At 49.7% G+C, this 20,412-nt stretch carries 20 protein-coding genes; 4 read left to right on the top strand and 16 right to left on the bottom strand.

Annotated features, from left to right (window positions below):
• Positions 1–20: 20 nt before the first annotated feature.
• From DXC51_RS18095 to DXC51_RS18120, 6 genes are all read right to left on the bottom strand, one after another.
• On the bottom strand, positions 21–749 hold the full coding sequence (locus DXC51_RS18095; RefSeq protein ID WP_021636722.1) for a YebC/PmpR family DNA-binding transcriptional regulator: 729 nt from the start codon (positions 747–749) through the stop codon (positions 21–23).
• Between the two features lie 24 nt (positions 750–773).
• Positions 774–2,216, bottom strand: coding sequence for a hemolysin family protein (locus DXC51_RS18100; RefSeq protein ID WP_102288736.1), 1,443 nt, complete (start codon positions 2,214–2,216; stop codon positions 774–776).
• Between the two features lie 72 nt (positions 2,217–2,288).
• A complete protein-coding gene (locus DXC51_RS18105; protein ID WP_021636724.1) occupies positions 2,289–2,630 on the bottom strand; it encodes a type II toxin-antitoxin system PemK/MazF family toxin in 342 nt (113 codons plus the stop codon).
• A 154-nt stretch (positions 2,631–2,784) separates the two neighbouring features.
• Complete coding sequence (gene alr, locus DXC51_RS18110) at positions 2,785–3,963, bottom strand: alanine racemase (RefSeq protein WP_044915539.1); 1,179 nt, start codon at positions 3,961–3,963, stop codon at positions 2,785–2,787.
• 133 nt (positions 3,964–4,096) lie between these two features.
• Positions 4,097–5,671, bottom strand: a complete 1,575-nt coding sequence (locus DXC51_RS18115) for an NAD(P)H-hydrate dehydratase (RefSeq protein ID WP_102288735.1) — start codon at positions 5,669–5,671, stop codon at positions 4,097–4,099.
• Positions 5,672–5,807: 136 nt separating this feature from the next.
• Positions 5,808–6,476 (bottom strand): redox-sensing transcriptional repressor Rex, encoded by a 669-nt coding sequence (locus DXC51_RS18120; RefSeq protein ID WP_025490110.1) that lies wholly within the window; start codon positions 6,474–6,476, stop codon positions 5,808–5,810.
• Positions 6,477–6,849: 373 nt separating this feature from the next.
• On the opposite strand from DXC51_RS18120, the gene abc-f reads away from it, so the two are divergent.
• Positions 6,850–8,790 carry a ribosomal protection-like ABC-F family protein gene (gene abc-f, locus DXC51_RS18125; protein WP_117545098.1) on the top strand — a complete coding sequence of 647 codons (1,941 nt, stop codon included), beginning with the start codon at positions 6,850–6,852 and terminating at the stop codon, positions 8,788–8,790.
• On the opposite strand, the gene DXC51_RS18130 is transcribed toward abc-f, so the two are convergent.
• From DXC51_RS18130 to DXC51_RS18170, 9 genes are all read right to left on the bottom strand, one after another.
• Positions 8,787–9,938, bottom strand: coding sequence for a glycosyl hydrolase family 18 protein (locus DXC51_RS18130; protein WP_117545099.1), 1,152 nt, complete (start codon positions 9,936–9,938; stop codon positions 8,787–8,789). The genes abc-f and DXC51_RS18130 overlap by 4 nt on opposite strands.
• A gap of 384 nt (positions 9,939–10,322) precedes the next feature.
• Positions 10,323–10,799 (bottom strand): tRNA (N6-threonylcarbamoyladenosine(37)-N6)-methyltransferase TrmO, encoded by a 477-nt coding sequence (tsaA, locus tag DXC51_RS18135; RefSeq protein ID WP_035322078.1) that lies wholly within the window; start codon positions 10,797–10,799, stop codon positions 10,323–10,325.
• Between the two features lie 117 nt (positions 10,800–10,916).
• A complete protein-coding gene (locus tag DXC51_RS18140; RefSeq protein WP_117545100.1) occupies positions 10,917–11,735 on the bottom strand; it encodes a MerR family transcriptional regulator in 819 nt (272 codons plus the stop codon).
• Entirely contained in the window at positions 11,723–12,061 is a 339-nt protein-coding gene (locus tag DXC51_RS18145; RefSeq protein WP_117545101.1) for a cysteine hydrolase family protein, read from the bottom strand. Before DXC51_RS18145 ends, DXC51_RS18140 begins: the two co-directional genes overlap by 13 nt.
• 211 nt (positions 12,062–12,272) lie before the next feature.
• The gene (locus tag DXC51_RS18150) at positions 12,273–12,680 is read right to left on the bottom strand and encodes a GtrA family protein (protein ID WP_025490115.1); all 408 of its coding nucleotides are present in this window, start codon (positions 12,678–12,680) and stop codon (positions 12,273–12,275) included.
• 154 nt (positions 12,681–12,834) lie between these two features.
• On the bottom strand, positions 12,835–14,037 hold the full coding sequence (locus DXC51_RS18155; RefSeq protein WP_117545102.1) for an NADP-dependent isocitrate dehydrogenase: 1,203 nt from the start codon (positions 14,035–14,037) through the stop codon (positions 12,835–12,837).
• 3 nt (positions 14,038–14,040) lie between these two features.
• Positions 14,041–14,766 carry a GntR family transcriptional regulator gene (locus tag DXC51_RS18160; protein WP_021636743.1) on the bottom strand — a complete coding sequence of 242 codons (726 nt, stop codon included), beginning with the start codon at positions 14,764–14,766 and terminating at the stop codon, positions 14,041–14,043.
• A gap of 2 nt (positions 14,767–14,768) precedes the next feature.
• Positions 14,769–16,214, bottom strand: coding sequence for a hydroxymethylglutaryl-CoA lyase-like TIM-barrel protein (locus DXC51_RS18165; RefSeq protein WP_021636744.1), 1,446 nt, complete (start codon positions 16,212–16,214; stop codon positions 14,769–14,771).
• 295 nt (positions 16,215–16,509) lie between these two features.
• A complete protein-coding gene (locus DXC51_RS18170; RefSeq protein ID WP_117545103.1) occupies positions 16,510–17,475 on the bottom strand; it encodes a S8 family peptidase in 966 nt (321 codons plus the stop codon).
• A 265-nt stretch (positions 17,476–17,740) separates the two neighbouring features.
• Between DXC51_RS18170 and DXC51_RS18175 the strand changes: the two genes are divergently transcribed.
• The 3 genes from DXC51_RS18175 to DXC51_RS18185 all read left to right on the top strand — a co-directional run bounded on the left by DXC51_RS18175 (position 17,741) and on the right by DXC51_RS18185 (position 19,080).
• The gene (locus DXC51_RS18175) at positions 17,741–18,049 is read left to right on the top strand and encodes a hypothetical protein (RefSeq protein ID WP_025490118.1); all 309 of its coding nucleotides are present in this window, start codon (positions 17,741–17,743) and stop codon (positions 18,047–18,049) included.
• Positions 18,050–18,169: 120 nt separating this feature from the next.
• Positions 18,170–18,772: a hypothetical protein gene (locus DXC51_RS18180; protein ID WP_102288730.1), complete on the top strand. Its 603-nt coding sequence runs from the start codon at positions 18,170–18,172 to the stop codon at positions 18,770–18,772.
• A 2-nt stretch (positions 18,773–18,774) separates the two neighbouring features.
• A complete protein-coding gene (locus tag DXC51_RS18185) occupies positions 18,775–19,080 on the top strand; it encodes a hypothetical protein (protein WP_021636750.1) in 306 nt (101 codons plus the stop codon).
• 50 nt (positions 19,081–19,130) lie between these two features.
• Here the strand turns inward: DXC51_RS18185 and DXC51_RS18190 are convergent, their stop codons facing one another.
• Positions 19,131–20,297 (bottom strand): FprA family A-type flavoprotein, encoded by a 1,167-nt coding sequence (locus DXC51_RS18190; RefSeq protein WP_117545104.1) that lies wholly within the window; start codon positions 20,295–20,297, stop codon positions 19,131–19,133.
• Positions 20,298–20,412 lie beyond the last annotated feature (115 nt).

Genomic DNA, 20,412 nt, shown 5'->3' on the forward strand with positions numbered 1-20,412 from the left:
TCGTATGCTCCCTTTAGGATTTACTCATCCCAGTTATGATATACCGCCTGTACGTCGTCATCGTCATCCAGCAGATCCAGCGTACGCTGCAGGTTCTTTAATGCTGTTTCATCGGTAAGCTCCACATAATTCTGGGGGATCATGGTCACTTCGGCGCTTGCCAGGACAATGCCGGCTTCCTCCAGCGCTTTCTGCACAGCCTCCAGATCATCGGGAGCCGTAAGGATTTCAAAGCTGTCTTCCTCTTCGCCAAAATCCTCCGCGCCGGCATCCAGAGCCATCATCATCAGATCATCCGCTTCCATTTCACATTCTTCCTTGTCGATGATGATCTGTCCTCTTTTGTCAAACATGAAGGATACGCAGCCGGGTGTCCCGATGCTTCCGTTGCCCTTGGTAAAGGCGCTCCTTACATTGGCGGCCGTACGGTTCTTGTTATCGGTAAGCGCATCAACTATGATAGCGATGCCGTTGGGGCCGTAGCCTTCATAGGTTACATATTCATAATTTACATTTCCCACATCGCCGGCGGCCTTCTTGATGCCGCGTTCAATGGTATCGTTGGGCATGTTGTTGGCCTTTGCTTTGGCAATCACCTGGGAAAGCTTGAAGTTATTGGCCGGATCCGGGCCGCCCTCCTTTACTGCAACGGCAATTTCCCTTCCCAGAATGGTAAAAATTTTGCCCTTGGCAGCATCATTTTTTTCTTTTTTATGTTTAATGTTTGCAAATTTTGAATGTCCTGACATTTTTTCTTTCTCCTTTTTTATCCATCACTTGTTTCCGCTTTCTCCCGCCTTATCCTGGCCGGAGGAACGCCTGTCTTCTTCTGTTTTCCCGGAAAGGGGCCGCTCTTCACAGGCGGCGCCGCTTTCTTCGGGGAGCTTTTTCACAAGGACCGTCTTTATCATTTTGTTTTCCACGGAAAGCACCTTGAAATCATATCCGTCGATCCGGATATCAAACTGCTCGTCCGGCTCGGGGATATGCTCCAGCTTTGCAATCAGGAATCCGTTTAACGTCTCAAACTCGCTTTCATCAAAGGAAATGTCAAACAGCTCCTCCAGCTCCTCCAGAGGAGTCTTCCCTTCTATGATGTATTCGTCCTTGCTCTTTTCCCTGATATAGGATTCATCCACATCATATTCATCCAGAATATTGCCTACTATTTCTTCCAGTATATCTTCCATGGCTATCATGCCCGCGGTCTGCCCGTATTCGTCCAGGACAATAACCATCTGGCACTTGGTGGACTGCATTGTCTTGAACAGGGAATCCACCTTCCTCGTCTCAGGTATGAACCTGGCATCCCTGAGCAGCCCGGGAATATCCCGGACCTTCATTCCCGGATCGGTCGCAGACTGTCTGCGCAGGGCATCCTTCATATGGAGAATGCCGATGATATGATCAATATTTTCTTCATACACCGGGTATCTGCTGTTGCGTCCGTTCAGCATGAACTGGATCGCATCGCCGAAAGTCATCTCACAGTCAATGGCCACGATATTCGTGCGGTTGGTCATGATATCCTCGGCACGCTTGTCCCCGAATTCAAAAATATTGGTTATCATCTCCGCTTCGCTGGCCTGGATTACGCCCTGCTCATGGCCTTCATTTACCATGGAAATGATCTCTTCCTCCGTCACATCAATGCTGTCTTCATCCGGATGCATGCCGAACAGCTTCAGTATCCCGTACGCCGTGACGGAAAAAAGTCCCGTCAGAGGCGCAAAAATGGTCATAACGGCGGAAACGGGCTTAATCATCCTGTAAGCCCATTTCTCCGGTGACCGGGAAGCCAGCTTCTTCGGTATCAGTGTGCCGAAAACCAGCAGTATGTAAAGCAGAAGAATCACGGTAATCACCAGGGAAGCGGCCGTAATCAGCCCTCCCGCAAAAGAAGACAGCCCTGCCTGCCTTTCCGCAAGCGCCCGGAGCATTTTCCTGATATGGGAGCTCCAGACACGCAGATACATGCCGCCCATGCACAGGTTCAGAAAGGTTACCACCAGCTGAACCGTATTAACGTACCGGGACGGCTTTCCCACAAGCCTGCTCAGCAGAAGAGACCTTTTATCATTCTCCTCTATCGCTTTTCTTTCCACCTCTTTTTCATTCAGTCCATGAATCGCAGCGCCGAAGCCGTAACAATATGCTTCCAGGAGCAAAAGCCCCAGAAATAAAAGTATACTGGCAGTAGGCCCACCATCGTCCATTCTATCAACTCCTTTTCAAACTCATCTTAATATATCATCTTGGTAAAAAAACGTCAAGAAACCTGGCTTAGCTTATGTATTTAATTCCAGGCTGATTTTCAGGGCCTGGTTTACACGGGCCATGGTGGATTCATCCAGATGACAGACTTTTGTCTTTAAACGCTGCTTGTCAATTGTCCGCAGCTGTTCCAGGAGAATGACGGAATCCTTTACAATATCATACTCCCCTGCGCGAAGCTCAATATGCGTGGGGAGCTTCGCTTTATTCATCCTAGAGGTAATTGCGGCGCAAATCACAGTAGGGCTGTGTTTGTTTCCCACATCGTTCTGTATGATCAATACCGGCCTGATTCCGCCCTGCTCCGATCCAATTACCGGTCTTAAATCCGCATAATAGATATCTCCGCGTCTCATGTCCTGATCTCCTTCTTCTCCGGAAAGCGTTACATCCTTACAGGCAGCCGCAGCGTCTTAAGTATTCCGGCTGTCTTGCAATATTATTGCCTGTTTTTCGGAAGGTATTCAGGTAGGGTGATTTTTGGAGCGTATTTGAAAACTGCTTTCCTCTCTAGCGGAAATCCCGGAAGGAGTCCTTGCTGTAAACGGTTTCCCCGTCCCTCACATAGACTCTGGGAACCCGCTTATTCAGACAGCAGGCCAGCTCATAATTAAAGCGGCCGGAAAGCTCTCCCAGCTCCTCCATGGTTATGGCATCGTCCCCGTCCGGTCCTATGAGGGTGACCACGTCGCCTTCCTTCGCTTCGGGTATCCCGGTGACATCCACCATAAACTGATCCATGCATATCCGTCCCAGAATCGGCGCGCGTTTTCCCGCGATCAGCACGCTGCCCTTGTTGGAAAGGCCTCTGGGATATCCATCCCCATATCCGGCCGGTATGGTGGCTACCCGGGTGGGAGCCTGCGTCACGAAGGTCCCGCCGTAGCTGACAGCCCTGCCGGCTTCCAGTTCTTTTATGTATACGATGCGGCTTCTTAAGGAGAGCACCGGCTCTAAAGGAACGATATCCTTTGCCACCTGCTCCGACGGCCACAGGCCGTAAAGGGTGATTCCTGCCCTGACCACATCCAGGTTTGCTTCCCCAAGCCCTACGATGCCGGCGCTGTTGGAACAGTGCTGCACGGGAATATGTATGCCCAGCTCCCTGCGGATCCGTCCGGTAAAATCAAGGAACTGTTCCAGCTGCTGCCTTGCCGGCGTCTTATCCGTTTCATCAGCCCTGGCAAAATGAGTGAAAATCCCTTCGATTTCAATCCCCGGAGTTTCCATGCATTTTCTGACAAAGGCAAGGCCGCTCTCATCCGGACGGATTCCGATACGGCTCATTCCCGTATCCACCTTGATATGTATTTTCACAGGGCGACCGCAGGAAACGGCCGCTTTTCCCATTTCCTCCAGCATATCCTCACGGAACACGGCCGGGCGGATTTCCTCTCTTGCCATTTTCTCATAGCAGTAGGGAAAGGTATAGCCCAGAATCAGCACCGGTTTGCGTATGCCGCTGCCCCGTAATATCAGGGCTTCTTCCACCGTTGCCACGGCAAAGCCGTACAGGTACGGCAAATCCTCTATTTCATGGGCAATGGGCACCGCCCCATGGCCATAGCCGTCTGTTTTCACCACGGCAATGATCTTCGTCTCCTCCCGGAGATTGGCTTTCATGGCGGCCATATTGTGTTTTATCGCATCCAGATCCACCGTCGCCCATATTCTGTCATAATTATTCATCTTATTTTTACCTCCCGCATATCGCAGGTTGCCTGCGATTCTGCATCAATCAGTAGTTTGAAAGGAATTTTAAGCTTCTCCCGCACCCGGCACTGCAGTCTTTTCTTACAGTACTTTATTTACAGTGTTTTCTTTACGGCGTTTTCTTTAAAAGCTCCGGAAACAGGGATTCCAGTTCCAGGGTCAAATCGCCGGCAGTGACGCCGTATTCGCTTTTTTTATGCGCGGCCCGGTCTCCTGCCATACCATGCAGATACACTCCCGCACAGGCGGCATCAAAGGCATGCATTCCCTGGGCGGAAAGTCCGGCCAGAATGCCGGTGAGCACGTCGCCGCTGCCCGCCGTGGCCATACCGCTGTTGCCGGTAAGATTCATATACAGCCTTCCCTCCGGGCTTCCCACCAGCGTGCGTGCGCCCTTACAGACAAATGCGGCCTGCAGCCTGGCTGCCCATTCCAGGGTCAGCGCAGCCGCTTCTTTTTGGATTTCATCCGTTTTCTTTTCCGCAAGCCTGCCGAATTCTCCCGGATGCGGCGTAAGGATCAGTTCACGCCTTGTTTCCGGCTCCTGCTGCCTTTGTATCAGCTCATCCAGAAGCTCTCTGTGTTCCGCCAGCAGATTCAGCGCGTCCGCGTCTATTATCAGAGGCTGCATCGTCTGCTTTAGCACCGCCTCCAGTATCCGCAGTGCTTCCGGGCTTTTTCCAAACCCCGGGCCGATAGCGATTACATTCGCCCAGGCACAGGCCTCTCTCAGCTTTTCTTCCGCCTGCGGCGTCCATTCCTCATAGGTGGTGAGCATGGCTTCCGGCAGTGCGGTCTGCATAATAACACGGTTGCTTTCCGGCGTCACCGCCCGCACCATGCCTGCGCCGCTTTTTAACACGGCCGCTGCAGACAGCTCGCAGGCGCCCGCCATTCCCCGGCTTCCCGCGATCAGGAGCACCTTACCGAAGGTGCCCTTATTTCCTTCCTGGAGCCTTACCGGCAGGAATCCCCTGTCTTCTTTGTTCCAGGTAAAAATCCGGGGATACTCTCCCAGAAAGCCTTCCTGTGTAATTCCGATATCGGCGCAGATCACCTTTCCCGCATACCGGGCGCCCGGATATAAAACAAGTCCCAGCTTGCGGAATTCAAAGGTTACCGTTACATCCGCCTGTACGGCGCAGCCCATCACCTCCCCGGTATCCCCATGGATGCCGGAAGGGATATCTACGGAAAGGACATAGGCGTCCTGTGCGTTGATATATTCCACCGCCTCCGCGAAGCTGCCTTCCACAGGCCTTGTCAGTCCAATGCCAAAAATCGAGTCTATGATAATATCATATTCCCGTTCCGGAAGTTTGCGCATGACCCGGTATCCATAGTTTTCAAGAATTTTAAGCTGGGCCGCCGTTTCCGCGGAACACTTTTCTTCCTTGCCCAGCAGTACAAAATCCACCGGAAAGCCCGCCTGGCTCAGCAGCCTGCCTATGGCCAGCCCGTCGCCGCCGTTATTGCCGGTGCCTGCGGCTACCAGCGTTCTGTTGGCAGGAGGCACTGGCCCAAAGGGGCGCATCGCTTCCTTCAGCTTCTTATCCCGTGCAATCAGTTCTTCCGCACAGGCCAGCGCCGCCCTTTCCATCAGCACCATGGAAGGCATGCCGAAATGTTCTATTGTATTTCCATCACAGCGTTTCATTTCCGCCGAGGTAACCAGATATTCCATTTTTATCTCCCCGCAAACCGCAGCTTCCGAATTCCCAAATCATGCAAAAATGCGTCCTGAGCCTGCTGCCCTGACGCATTTACCAGACTGCCGCATTCCCGTCCGGGAACACGGCACCCTTTATACAAGCCTGTCTTTACGCCTCACCGGAAGCGTTCTTTTCTTTCTCTTCCAACTCGTTTTCATATTGATTTATCATATAGGACAGCTTGATGAGGCTGTCTGACAGGTGTACGTTTTCCACCTGTACGCTGTCAGGCACATCCAAATCCACATGGGCGAAATTCCATATGGCCTTGATTCCCATTCCCACCAGCTTTTCAGCTGCGGCGGCCGCGCCTTCCTTCGGTATGGTAAGCACCGCGATATCAATATTGTTTTCCCTGACAAATTCCTGCATTTCTTCCATGGGGCGGACCTTCATCCCGCGGATCATCTTTCCGTGCAGCTTTTCATTGATATCAAATACGCCTGTAAAAATGAAGCCGCGGCGCTCAAAATTCATATAATTAGCCAGCGCCTGGCCAAGATTGCCCGCACCAATGATTATCAGATGATGCTTTTTATCCAATCCGAGTATCTTGCCGATCTCGGTATACAGATACTCCACGTTATAGCCATACCCCTGTTGTCCGAAGCCTCCGAAATTATTGAAATCCTGCCGGATCTGGGATGCGGTAACATGCATCAGCCTGCTCAGCTCCTGAGAGGAAATGCGTTCCACGCCACTGTCCTTCAGTTCACCAAGGTACCGGAAATATCTGGGAAGACGCGCGATTACTGCCTGTGAAATTTCTTTATCCAATTTGTTACGCCTCCATTCTTTTTTCCAAGCCCATTGTAACTGCTTTGTATCCGCAGTTACAGGCAAAAATCCATCCCGGCCTGCTTTTGGCGACGGATTTCCGCTTCCAGGCGCCGCATTTTGTATGGTCTGTGCAGTAAATGCGCAGACCTGTCCTGCGGCTGAACCCATTACTTAATTATTATAGACATATGTTAAAAAAATGTCAATGAATTAAATAGGTTTGAATTGACAGCCCGTCCCTTCAACGGTAAACTTGTGGGGTGGGTGGGCCTGAGAACGGCGCAGGACGTCAGGCGGGGTACGCTAAGCAGGGCGGAAGGGAAAAGGGATTTAAGGGCAAAAAAGAAAATAATTATAGAGGTGAGTTGGGATGGTTTTATCTTGTCAGAATGTGAATAAGGCTTTTCATGAGAAGCAGGTGTTCAGGAATTGTTCTTTTCATATAGAGGATTATGAGAAGGCGGCTGTGGTGGGGATTAACGGGGCCGGGAAGACTACTTTGCTGCGGATTATTGTGGGGGAGCTGGAGGCTGACAGCGGGCAGGTGGTCTTCGGGAAGGATAAGAGCTTCGGGTATCTTCCGCAGAACGCTGAGGTGGACAGTGAGCATACGATCTATGATGAGCTTCTTGAGGTGAAGCGGGATGTGATCGCGCTGGAGGAGCGGATCCGGCAGTGTGAGCTGGAAATGAAGCATGTGGAAGGGGAGGCGCTGGCTGCTTTGATGGAGCAGTATGCGCTTTATACGCATCAGTTTGAGCTGGCGGACGGGTACAGCTACCGGAGCGAGATCGTGGGAGTTTTGAAGGGGCTCGGGTTTACGGAGGAGGAGTTTTCCAAGAAGGCCTGTACGTTGTCGGGCGGTCAGAAAACAAGGGTGGCTTTGGGTAAGCTTCTGCTTGACAAGCCGGATTTGATCATTCTGGATGAGCCTACGAACCATCTGGACATGTCTTCCATCGCCTGGCTGGAAAACTATCTCCTGAATTATAAGGGGGCCGTTTTGATCGTGTCCCATGACCGGTATTTCCTGGATAAGATCGCAACGAAAATTATTGAGCTTGACGGTACGGAGGTTTCCGTTTTTTCAGGGAATTATTCGGATTATGCAGTGAAAAAGGAGCAGGTCCGGGCGGCGCGGTGGAATGCTTACATGAATCAGCAGCAGGAAATCAGGCATCAGGAGGCGGTAATCGAGAAGCTGCGTTCCTTTAACCGTGAAAAATCCATCCGGAGGGCGGAAAGCCGGGAAAAGATGCTTCAGAAGATTGAGGTGCTGGACAAGCCGGTGGAAACGCGGGCGGATATGCGGATGGAGCTGCATCCCAGGATCATGAGCGGGAACGATGTGCTGGATGTTGAAAATCTGGCAAAGGCGTTCGGGCCGGAACGGCTGTTTGAAGGGCTGTCTTTTTCCATAAAGCGCGGGGAGCATGTGGCGGTTATCGGTGACAACGGGACGGGGAAAACCACGATTTTAAAAATCATCAACGGGCTTGTGGAACAGGATGCCGGGAATATCCGGCTGGGGACAAAGGTACATATCGGATATTATGATCAGGAGCATCATGTACTGCATCCTGACAAAACGTTGTTTGAGGAAATCTCGGATGAGTATCCCGCGCTCACAAATACGGAAATCAGGAATGTTCTGGCAGCGTTTCTTTTTACCGGGGACGATGTGTTCAAGCAGATTAAGATGCTTTCCGGCGGGGAACGGGGACGTGTGTCTCTGGCCAAGCTGATGCTGTCTGAAGCAAATTTCCTGATTCTGGATGAGCCTACGAACCATCTGGATATCATGAGTAAGGAAATCCTGGAGGACGCCATCAACAGCTACAGCGGCACGGTGCTTTATGTGTCCCATGACCGTTATTTTATCAACCGCACGGCTTCCCGGATTCTGGAGCTCTGCAACGGCGGGTTTACCGGGTATCTTGGGAATTATGATTACTATCTGGAGAAGAAGGCGGAAAATACAGTGCTTTCTTCAGGGACCGGCGGAGCCTTCCCTCCTGCTGCCGGCGGGATAAAATCCGAAGCCTCCTCTGCCGCTTCTTCCAGCCTGAAGCAGGACTGGCAGTCGCAGAAGGAAGCGCAGGCCGCTTTGCGGAAGAAGGAAAACGCCCTGAAAAGGTGTGAGGAGCAAATCGAACGTCTGGAAACCCGCAGCCAGGAAATCGATGCGGAAATGCTGCGGCCCGAGGTATGCACGGATGTTGCCAGGCTGCAGGCGCTAGCCAGGGAAAAGGAGCAGGTTGAGGAAGAGCTTCTGCTTAAAATGGAGGAATGGGAAAGCCTGTCGGATTAACCGGCAGGCCTTTTTTGTATGGAAAAGGTATCTGCGAGAAGAAGCCAGTTGGCCCGGAAAAGCTGCATGATCTGCCAGTAGCCCATGCCTCTCAGGCCATAGCTTTTTACCAGGCGGAATTTTTCGCGCAGGCTGCGGACATCCTCAAACCAGACCTCGTGTTCCACCCCGTCCCTTGTATAGCGGAACCATGGGGACATGGCAGTGCTGTCAAAAAGGATTTCAGCATTGTTTTCAATGGCTATCTGGACGGCTTCTATGTTGCCGATGGTATCTGCTTTGCTCTCGCCTCTTATGTAGGGGAGGGTCCAGTCGTAGCCATAATTGGGTATGCCCAGATCGATTTTTTCGGGAGGGATTTTTGTTATGGCGTATTCCACCACCTCGATCACTTTGTTGAGGGGCGCAACGGCCATCGGCGGACCGTAGGTATACCCCCATTCGTAGGTCATGAGGAGTACGCTGTCCGCCGCTCTTCCCAGTCCCTCGTAGTCCTTTCCTTCATAGAGAAGCCCGGTCTGGGTATCGGATATCTTGGGCGCGAGCGCGACAGAAAGGGTGTAGCCTTCCGCATTGGCCGCCGCCCTCGTTTCCGCCACAAAGGCGGTGAAAGCGTCCCGGTCTTCAGGAAGGATGTATTCAAAATCGATATCCACTCCCTGATAGCCTTTCTGTTCCATGGTAAACAGCAGCTGTGCAATCAGGGTATCCCTGACCGGCTGGTTATTGACCAGGACGGAAATCAGGTAATTATTAAACATGCCGTCCGCCCCGAAGGGCGTCAGGGTCAGGATGGGAGCCACGTCCTCCAGGAGCGCCGCCTGAATCATGAAGCTTTCATCAATCGCCGGGGGAATAAGGTTCCCTTCCGTAGTAAACCCATAAGAAAAAATGGATAAGGAGGACAGGTATGGCAGGGTCTGGTTGAGCACATAGTTGCTGATAAACGGATAGGCATAGCCGTTCACATATGCATCGTACAGGCCGGCACCCTCCTCTCCCGTTATCCGCAAAAGCAGCGCCATGCCCACTGCCAGGCGGTAGGGATAGGGAATCTGATTATCGTAAATGATATCCTCAACGGAAACACCGTATTCTCCGGCAATGGTATCGACAGTATCCCCCTGTTTTACAACATAAATCTGCATATTCGTATCCTGTAGCCTTTTTTGTATCATATGCGCCGGAAAGGGCTTTGATTTCTATGTTTCAGTTAAATCGGCTGCTTTCCACAGATAAAATACGCAAGGGTAATCATTCCTCTGAATACACTGCGCTGAAAAATATTCTGGAAGAACAGTTAAAATATAGCTGGCAAAGCAGAAACAAATCCCCAAATACATGATACGCAAAAAAGGACAGCCTGTTGAGGCAGCTACTCATAAGACAGTATCACAAACACTGAAACGGGTAGCTGCCATACAGGGTGCAAAGCAAAACCGTCGTTTGGCTACCGTATTTTGTTTAGGCGCATAGCTATCCTGTCGCCACAACAACGGTTTTTTTATTATTCGTTGGGCGGTTAAGGGGTATCAGAAATTAAATTCATCTTCCCATGCAAAATAAGCGGATTGCTCTAAACTTTTCGGCCAGTGACTGCACCACTCCGGCACACCCGGCGTTTCTACACGGTCAAGGCTCGGCGTATAAGGTTTAATATCCAAAACGGGCGTATTGTCGTTAGCGTCAATATACGCAATCTGGATAAGCCCCTTTTGATAATCAATGTGTATTACTTCTACTGCGGTCAGGGCAATCGGATTAGGGCGGATAGGCGACCTTGTGGCGAAAATGCCCATTGTATCAGGGGCATTTTTATACGGTTTCGGTGCGTCAAGCGTGTTCCTTGCGTCATTGTTATCAGAGTCGCTAAACCACCAAATGACATTGATGTGGCTAAAGCCCTCCAACGCTTTCATAGCAGGGATGTACTTTGGCGCGATTTCAATAACCGTGCCGTTTTCGTTGTTTTGGATTCTTCCGATAGGGTATACCTCAAAATTCATCATGCTGTTTTCCTCCTTGATTGTTATTTTCAAGTGCAGTATACCCCCTCACATCATGTGAGAGTCAATATGGAAAAAGAAAAAGCCTTGCAAAATTGCAAGACTAAAATTGCAAGACTTTTAGTTATCCCTTTCCAACGGGATTTGAATTTCAATCAAATACTTTTTCGGGTCATTTTCATTCCACGGCCCACGGTGTACGATTTGACGGGTTGCACCTTTCATTCGATATTGGCTGTTCTTTTGCAGCCATTCCGCAAAAGCTAAATATGCTCCTGCGATATTAGAAAATTCACCGTATACCATTGTACAGGCCATTATTGGTATTGGCTCGGTAATTCGGTATGTAAATTCACCAATGTTCTTACCAATTTTCTTCACCGCCGTACACAACTCCACATCAACATCTTGCTCTTTATACTCTGCGTCGTGGTAAATGGAAAATGTGTCGCTTGATATGGTTACACGATTTTGCGCTGCAAAAGAGGATAACTCTCTCCATAATTCGCCCTCTGCATAATAAGTGGGAATAACACGTCTTATAGACAAAACTTGACAGGACGATATGGATTTTATTGAAACATTATAGTGCATTTCATTTTTACTGCCGTGAAGTTCTTTTTTAGCAAGCTCAATCTTTCGTAGCTTTTCTTTTTCTATTTGTATCGCCAGTTCAATTTCTTCGTGTTTTTTATCAAGCTGTTCTGCAATAAAGTTATCTTCCCCATTGTTAAGCGCGATTGCGATTTCTGCAACATTAAATCCACTGTCGCGCAGATAGATAATCTTATTCAAAGTAGGGATTTGCTCTACAGAGTACATTCGATAGTTTGTCCGCGGGTCAATCTTTGACGGCTTCAAAAGCCCCATTTCATCATAGTATCTTAACATCCTTATCGTTACTTGTGTTAGCTTTGAAAACTCTCCTATCCTAAACATTTTCCCTCCTGTGGCTCAATTATCTGCACATTCGCTTTCAGCAGTTTTTCTCTTGTTTCAGAAAAACGTTCCTTGCTTTTTATCCCGATATAAGTCAACGGCAAAATAACAGATAAGCCCTCCACAAAATCTGAAATATAAGATTCTTTGTTACGTTTCCCTACTTTTTTTACATAGATGATACTCTCATTATGATTTACGGCCGCGGCTATCCTATCGTTGATTTTATCAATAAGCGTATGGGGATAATATTTATTTTTGCTCTTTTCTCCAATATAATCTGCCTGCATATCTATCACGATTACGGCTGTTTTAAGCTGTTTCATATGATAACCTCCCACATTCCGCGCTGATTTAATTATACAGGAATGAGGATATCACATCAAGGCATTCCCGTTTTCCCGCAGAAAAACCAACAATCACTGCACGTCACACAAAACGGAGAAACGGCATAGCTTGAAGCTACGCCGTTTCCCGAAAACAACTTATACTGTTTTATTGAGCCGTCCCGTGTGCTGTCCTTCTTTTCCGTAACTATTATTTCTCCGGTTTTTTCTCGATGAAAATCTTTCTGGTAATGAAATTATATACCATAACCACAGCCGTCGCCACGATTTTAACAAGCATGTAGGAGCGTTCCATGTACTGATCCAGCCAGGAGGTGCCTCCCCACATTATCAACTGGTTGATGCCTAAGCCAATGATGCTGAGAATGAGGAAAACAACAAACTGCTTTACCTTATTCGCATCCTTGTCAGCATCAAATACCATGGTAATGCTCAGAATATAATTTACAATTACCGATACTGAAAAGGAGATTCCGCTGGAAATTACCGACGGTATGCCGCAAAGCTCCGTGAGAGCCACCATGATGCCGTAGTCGATAAAAAAGCAGAGAAATCCTACTACGCCGAACTTTAATATCTGTTGTATCAATTTTTTCATTTTTCCTGTGCCCCTTACTTTCATTAGTATCAGCACGTAATACTGTAACACTATTTCCGTAAGGAATCAAGCTTCTGTTTTCACAAACTGCCTGCACATTATTTTCAAAAACCGCCTGCCGATCGTTTCCAGGAAGCGCTCCGGCGCAGGACCGCTATGCCTCCAGCTGTTTTCTGATAGCTCCGATAAAGTCCCTGCTGTTCAGCGCAGTCACTTCCTTCAGGGAGGTAATCAGGGCCAGATCTTTTGTCATAACGCCGCTTTCAATGGTGGAAAGGGTTGCCTTTTCCAGCCTGTCCGCGAAATCGCAGAGATCGGAAATCCCATCCAGCTCGCCTCGTTTTCTCAGTGCGCCGGTCCATGCGAAGATGGTGGCCACCGGGTTGGTAGAGGTCTCTTCTCCCTTCAGATATTTGTAATAATGTCTCTGTACGGTTCCGTGGGCGGCTTCATATTCGTAAATGCCGTCCGGGGATACCAGTACGGAGGTCATCATGGCCAGGGATCCAAAGGCGGAGGAAACCATATCGCTCATCACGTCGCCGTCATAGTTCTTGCAGGCCCAGATGAAGCCGCCCTTTGCTTTCATGATACGGGCTACGATATCATCGATCAGGCTGTAGAAATATTCCAGCCCAAACGCTTCAAATTTTTCTTTAAATTCCGCTTCATATACCTCCTGGAAAATATCCTTGAAGGTATGGTCGTATTTTTTGGAAATGGTGTCCTTGCTTCCAAACCACAGATCCTGCTTTGTGCTTACCGCATACTGGAAGCAGGCGCGGGCAAAGCTGGTGATGGAAGCCTTTGTGTTATGTATGCCCTGGATGATGCCGGCATCCTTGAAATCATGTATGGTTTCCCTGGATTCCTTCCCGTCCTTATCGGTGAAAACAAGCTCGGCCTTACCGGCGCCTTCGATTTTCATTTCCACGTTTTTATATACATCGCCGTAGGCATGGCGGGCGATGGTGATGGGCTTTTCCCAGTTCCTGACACAGGGTTCAATTCCCTTTACAACGATGGGCGCCCTGAATACGGTGCCGTCCAGAATGGAACGGATGGTTCCGTTGGGGCTTTTCCACATTTCCTTCAGCTTATATTCATCCATACGGGCCGCATTGGGAGTGATGGTTGCGCACTTTACGGCAACGCCGTATTTCTTTGTGGCTTCGGCGGAATCTACGGTAACCTGATCGTTGGTTTCATTCCGGTGTTCCAGTCCCAGATCGTAATATTCTGTTTTCAGATCCACAAAAGGAAGAATCAGCTCCTCCTTGATCATCTGCCACAGAATTCTGGTCATTTCATCGCCGTCCATCTCCACCAGGGGAGTCTTCATTTCGATTTTATTCATATTTTAATTCTCCTGTTCCGCCTGCTTGCCGTCCGCAGACTCGGTTTCTTCATAAGCCTCATATAACCCGCTCTTTACCATGTTCCGGTAGGCCTTGCGGATATGGGCATTGGCCAGCTGTTCCGCCAGATCGGCATCCCTCTGTCTGATCGCCTCCATAATCTGGCGGTGCTCCGCATTGGACTGTACGCCCCGGGCATCGTCCGAGAGCGTCTTTCTCCTGACGCGCAATACATATTCATGGAATTCCCGCAGCACATGCTCCAGCATTTTGCTGTTGGAAGCCGCATAAAGGATTTCGTGGAACTGGTTATCCAGCTCCGCCAGCTGCTGGGCATGGCCCTTTCCGGCATGGAATTCGGAGAGATAGATATTTTCCTCCATCTCCTCCATCTGCTCCCGGCTGATGTTCTCCGTGGCCCATCTGGCGCACAGTCCCTCCAGCAGGGAACGGATGGCGTAAATATCCTTCACATCCTTCACCGTAATGCCGGTAACATAGGCCCCTTTATTGGGTACGATCTGCAGAAGCCCCTCCAGCTCCAGCTGTCTGAAGGCTTCTCTGACCGGCGTGCGGCTGACGCCCATCTCCTCACCGATGGCCGCCTCCCGCAGTTCTTCATTTTCCTTGTATTTTCCATTCAGGATGTCGTCCCGGAGCTTGTGAAAGACACGTCCCCGCAGGGAATATTTATCCGTGACCTCACTCTTTACATCTCTATCGCTCATACTTACCTGTCCAGCTTTCCTGCCGCCTTACTCTGGCCGCCTTTCAGGCTGATGCCAAGTTTTTCGCAGGCGTCATCAATTACTTTTATGAGTTCCGCATCCGTCAGAACGGTAACACGTCCGCCGGCATATTCCTCATCCACCCATTTCTTTACTTCATGTACCAGCTCGGAGGTTTTGCTCACCTGCTCATCTTCCTTCAGACGGAAATAGGTATTGATCCAGTGAGCAATGCCCGCAAGTCCGGATGTGTTGGATACCGCACAGATGACAGGCCTGTTCAAAAACTTCTCCGTATCAAATATATTATAAATCTCCTCATTTTTCAAGAGGCCGTCCGCATGAATCCCTGCCCTGGTCACATTAAAATTCTTTCCTACAAAGGGGGTCCTCTCCGGAATATGATAGCCGATTTCCTTCTCGTAATACTCCGCAAGCTCTGTAATTACCGTGGTATCCATACCGTTCAGGTCACCCTTAAGCTGTGCATATTCGAAAACCATGGCCTCCAGAGGCGTGTTTCCGGTACGCTCCCCGATACCGAACAAAGAGGCGTTTACCCCGGAGCAGCCATACAGCCATGCTGTGGTGGAATTGGCGACCGCCTTGTAAAAATCATTGTGTCCGTGCCACTCAATCAGGGAGTGGGGCACGCCTGCATGGGTATGGATCGCATAAATGATTCCGGGCACGCTCCTGGGGATTACGGCGCCGGGATAATTCACGCCGTAGCCCATAGTATCGCAGGCACGGATTTTGATCGGGATCTTATATTCTTCCATCAGCTTCATCAGCTCCACGCAGAAGGGAACCACATATCCGTAAATATCAGCTCTGGTAATATCCTCCAGATGGCATCTGGGGCTGATACCTTCCTCAAGGCACTCCCTGATGACGCTCAGATAATGGTCCATGGCCTGTCTTCTTGTCATTTTCAGCTTCATGAAAATATGGTAGTCTGAGCAGCTAACCAGAATTCCCGTTTCCTTCATGCCGATTTCCTTGACCAGCCTGAAATCCTCCTTGCTGGCCCGGATCCAGCTGGTTACTTCAGGAAACTGATATCCTCTCTCCATACATTTATATACGGCATCCCTGTCCTTCTTGCTGTAAAGGAAGAATTCACAGGCGCGGACCATGCCATTGGGCCCTCCCAGCCTGTGCAGGTAATCATAAATCGTCACAATCTGTTCTGTGGTATAAGGCGCACGGGACTGCTGTCCGTCACGGAAGGTGGTATCCGTAATCCAGATATCCTTCGGCATGTTATGGGGCACAATCCTGTCGTTAAAGGGAATCTTCGGAATTTCCGAATACGGAAACATATTTCTGAAAACATTAGGTTTCTTGACATCGTCCAGTATGTACATATGCTCTTCGATTTCAAGAAGGTTGTTTTTCTCATTCATTGTTACCGGGCGGTTGGAAAAAGTTTCATTCATATTCATGTGTTTCTCCTTTTCTCAGGCCTGTCAGGCGCGCCGGCACACGGCCTGGCTTACTCTTATGTATCCCAACAGGGTCTGTCTTATACATTATCCCTTAATCCATGTATAATTGTATACAATTATACATTTCGTGTCAATATTTTTCTTGGGATTTGAAAAAAATATTATGGCTTCAGCCGTCCGGCAGAAAAAAACAGACCCGCCCGCCTCCTGCTGCCGGACAGCGTCCCGCATCGGGAGGCAAAATGATCTGCCTGATAAAACATGGTTATATTCCATATCCTGTATATCTCATCTACCGGAGGGCTCTCTCCACATCCAGCATCCCCCAGCCCTGTTTGCTCCACGCCTCTCCCAGATCCGCGGCGGACCAGAGAATCCGGCGTTTTATCTGTTCGTTGGAGTATTCCGGATATTTCTGGAGACACAGCGCGGCAGCTCCGGCCACCAGGGGCGTGGACATGGAGGTGCCGTTTTTTACGATATAGGCGTCCCTGCAGCCCCGCACCGTCTGCCGGAACCCGGCGCTGCAGGACATGATATCCGTTCCCGGCGCCACGATATCCGGTTTTTTCAGTTCCGTTCCCGCAGGGCCTCTGCCTGAATATGCCTCACAGGAGTTTTTTCTTCCATGACATGCAATTCCATCATGGCAGCCTACCGTAACTACCTTCCTGCTTGCCCCCAGCGGGGAAATACTGCCCGCTGCCGGTCCCCGGTTGCCTGCTGCCACAACAACAAAAATACCGGCATCCCATACCCTCTCCAGGCAGGCTACCAGGTACTGCATCATTCTCACATGTTCCGTCTCATCCATGGAACGTTTAGCTTCCATGGAATGCTTTGCTTCCATGGAACGCTTCGCTTCCATGCTTACAGAAATATTTAATATCTTTATTTGATAAAGCTCCTGGTTATCCAGGATCCATTCAATTCCGGCCGCCATATTCGAAATGGTACCGTCGCCCTTTTCATCCAGGACCTTTCCCGACAAAATCCGGCATCCGGGTGCGACACCGGCATATAATCCGCCGGAGCAGGCGCCGCTTCCGCACAGGCATCCCGCCACATGGGTTCCGTGTCCGCAATCGTCATAAGGTCTGCGGCTGGTTCCCACAAAATCCCGGAAGCCGATTACCCGATCCGCAAAATCAGGGTGCATGGCGATTCCCGTATCCAGAATTGCCACCGTGACCCCGGCCCCGGTGTAAGGGGATACGTCCTTTCTTTCCGCATGTATCAGTTTTCTAACCCGGTCCATCGCTCATTATTCTTTCTCTGTAACCGTTTCGTTGCCACAGTTACCTTCCTTTTTCTATTAAAATATGTCTGATTTCCCTTCCGGTGAATGACTGTTTCCAAAGGTAAGGAAACGCCCCAGGCCCCCTCCCGGGCGGACAGGTACGCACAGCCCTGTCTGAAAGAAGAATAAAAAAATATTTTAAAGAATGGCAAAACCACAGGAAACACTGACATGCTGTACGGCATAGTATAAACCATAAAAACCAATTTGGAGGCAAACAAACATGAGTGATTTAACAGCAAGCGGCTGCGGATGCGGCGGCAATACCGGTTGTGGCGGCAGCAACACCGGCTGTGGATGTGGAAGTAACTGCGGGAACAACAACTGTGGATGCGGCGTAAGCGGCGGAAACAGCGGATGCGGAAGCTGGATTTGGATCCTGATCCTGCTTTGCTGCTGCGGCGGCAACGGATTCGGCGGCGGCTGCGGCGATTCCTGCGGATGCGGATGCGGCGGCAATAACTCTGGCTGTGGAAGCTGGATTTGGATTCTGATCCTGCTTTGCTGCTGTGGCGGAAACGGATTCTGCTAATGTAACCGCGCCTCTCCCCGGCGCATACATGAAAATAGGCTCTGGTTCAGAGCCTATTTTTATGTTCTTATGTTTCCGGCGCCGACATAGTATTTCTATGAAAGGAAGAAGGACCGGGATATGGAGAAACATGATAAAGATTTTTTACAGACATTTGATGCTCTGTATACGACCAACCAAATACAGATAATGAAAATCCTTCTGCCTTACTGTAATCCAGACAGCCGCAGAGGGCTGGCCGTCATGATCAAATTCATGGAATTCGATTATACTCTCCGTTTTGCCCGCACACATCCGGAAACCTTCCGGGAGGAAGCCCTTCCTTTTTCCTTAATTGACATCTGTGATAAAATAAAAAATTACTGCTCACCCCAGGTCCGTTCCATGCTGGAGCAGTTCCAGTCCATACAGAATGCTATGCAGATGTATGAGGAAATGAAACAGTATATGGATCTTTTTCAGGGAATGGGTACGAATGATACAGACGGCGCCGCTGGTGCCGCAGACGGAAAGGATTCTGCACCGGAGTCCGGACAGGACGGAGAAAAAGCCGGGAACAACCCGTTTTCCGCCGGAGGCATGAACCCCATGGATATGCTCATGGGAATGCTTTCACCGGACCAGCAGTCCATGTTCCAGATGTTTCAGTCGGATTTTAACACAGAGGCGGCTTCCACAGGCAATACTGATATGCAGGACAGCCCGCCGGAAAGGGAGCAATAATTATGGCAGATTATATGGGTTCGGGTAATTCCGCAGATAAACCGGAATGGATGCGGGAACCTTCACTAAAGGATATTCCAGTTGATAAGCTGGATTTTCTTCAGAAAATGGTGTTTGAAAGCAAGACGCTCTCCCAGAAGGAGCTGATGCCTTTTCTCATGGCTCTCGCCCAGAGAAGCCGTTCGGCAAACATCACCTTCACACAGGAGGAAATGACGGTAATTATCGAAGCGATAAAAAAATACAGCACCCCAGAGGAACTGATGAAAATGAATCAGATAATGAAGCTGATGCAGCGCCGTAAATAACACTGCCGATGCAGCGAATGCTGCATCGGCAGCATCCGCTGCGTACGGCCTCAGTCAAGAGCTGCAACCTTTTCGGACAGCTCCTTCAAAAATGCTTCCGAAGGAATGTACTGCACCTTTACCGGTTCCATGACAATCTGGAATTTACATGCTTCCAGTCCGTCATTGACAAGGCCGGCGCTCTGTCCTCCCCAGCCATAGGAACCGAAGGCAAATGCTTTTTTATTTTTAGGGGCAAGTCCTTTCATATAACAGAGGAAGGATGCCACCGTGGGAAGCATCTGGTTATTGATCGTAGGGGAGCCTACCACAACATATTCCGCCTTCAGCACATCCGTCATAATATCGGAAATGTGATCAACCTTGAGGTCATACAGCTTTACCGGCACTCCCTTCATTGCAAAGCCCTCAAGAACGGCTCTCGCCATCTTCTCCGTGGAATGCCACATGGAATCAAATACCACCACTGCCTTATGATCCGGCGTATCATCGCTGAAATGCTTATAGGCATTCACAATGTCCCCGATATGGCTTCTCCACATCACGCCGTGGCTTGGTGCGATCAGGCTGATATCCAGCCCCTCAATCACCGGAATGGTTTTCTTCATCTGCATGCCGTAGGGCATGAGTATGTTGGCATAATATTTCTCCGCCTCCGCCATTACCTCTGCCATATCCACTTCATCATCATAACGCCTGCTGCTGGAATAATGCTGGCCGAAGGCATCGTTGGAGAACAGGATCTTTTCCTCCGGGCAGTAGGTAACCATATTATCGGGCCAGTGAAGCATGGGCGTAGGCACAAACTGCAGCGTATGCCTGCCAAGGCTCAGGATATCTCCCGCCTTTACCGGCATATATTCATAGCTGTCGCCGTAATGCAGCTTCAGTCCGTTGTATCCGCTGGGAGCGCTTGTGACAATCACTGCATGGGTCGCCTTTGCCATTACCGCCGGGATTGCTCCGGAATGATCCATTTCCACATGGTTGGATATCAGATAGTCAATCTTTTCCGGATCTACGATTTCCCTGATACGCTCAAGAAGCTCCTGGGCAAAGGGCTCTTTCACCGTGTCTATCAGGGCGATTTTCTCATCAATGATGAGATAGGCGTTATAGGTGGCGCCTCTGTCGGTCGTATAGCCATGAAAGCTGCGCACATTCCAGTCCACCACGCCTACCGCATAAATGCCGGGTCTTAATTCTGTCGTATTCATCACGTTTCCTCCTGCTTGTTTTTCCTGTGTATCCCTCTCCCGCAGAGAGCTTTTTAGTCAGCAACATTATAACCCAATTTTTTCCTCCTGTATACTTTCTGAAGACAAGTATTCA

This window comes from Eisenbergiella massiliensis, assembly GCF_003435485.1.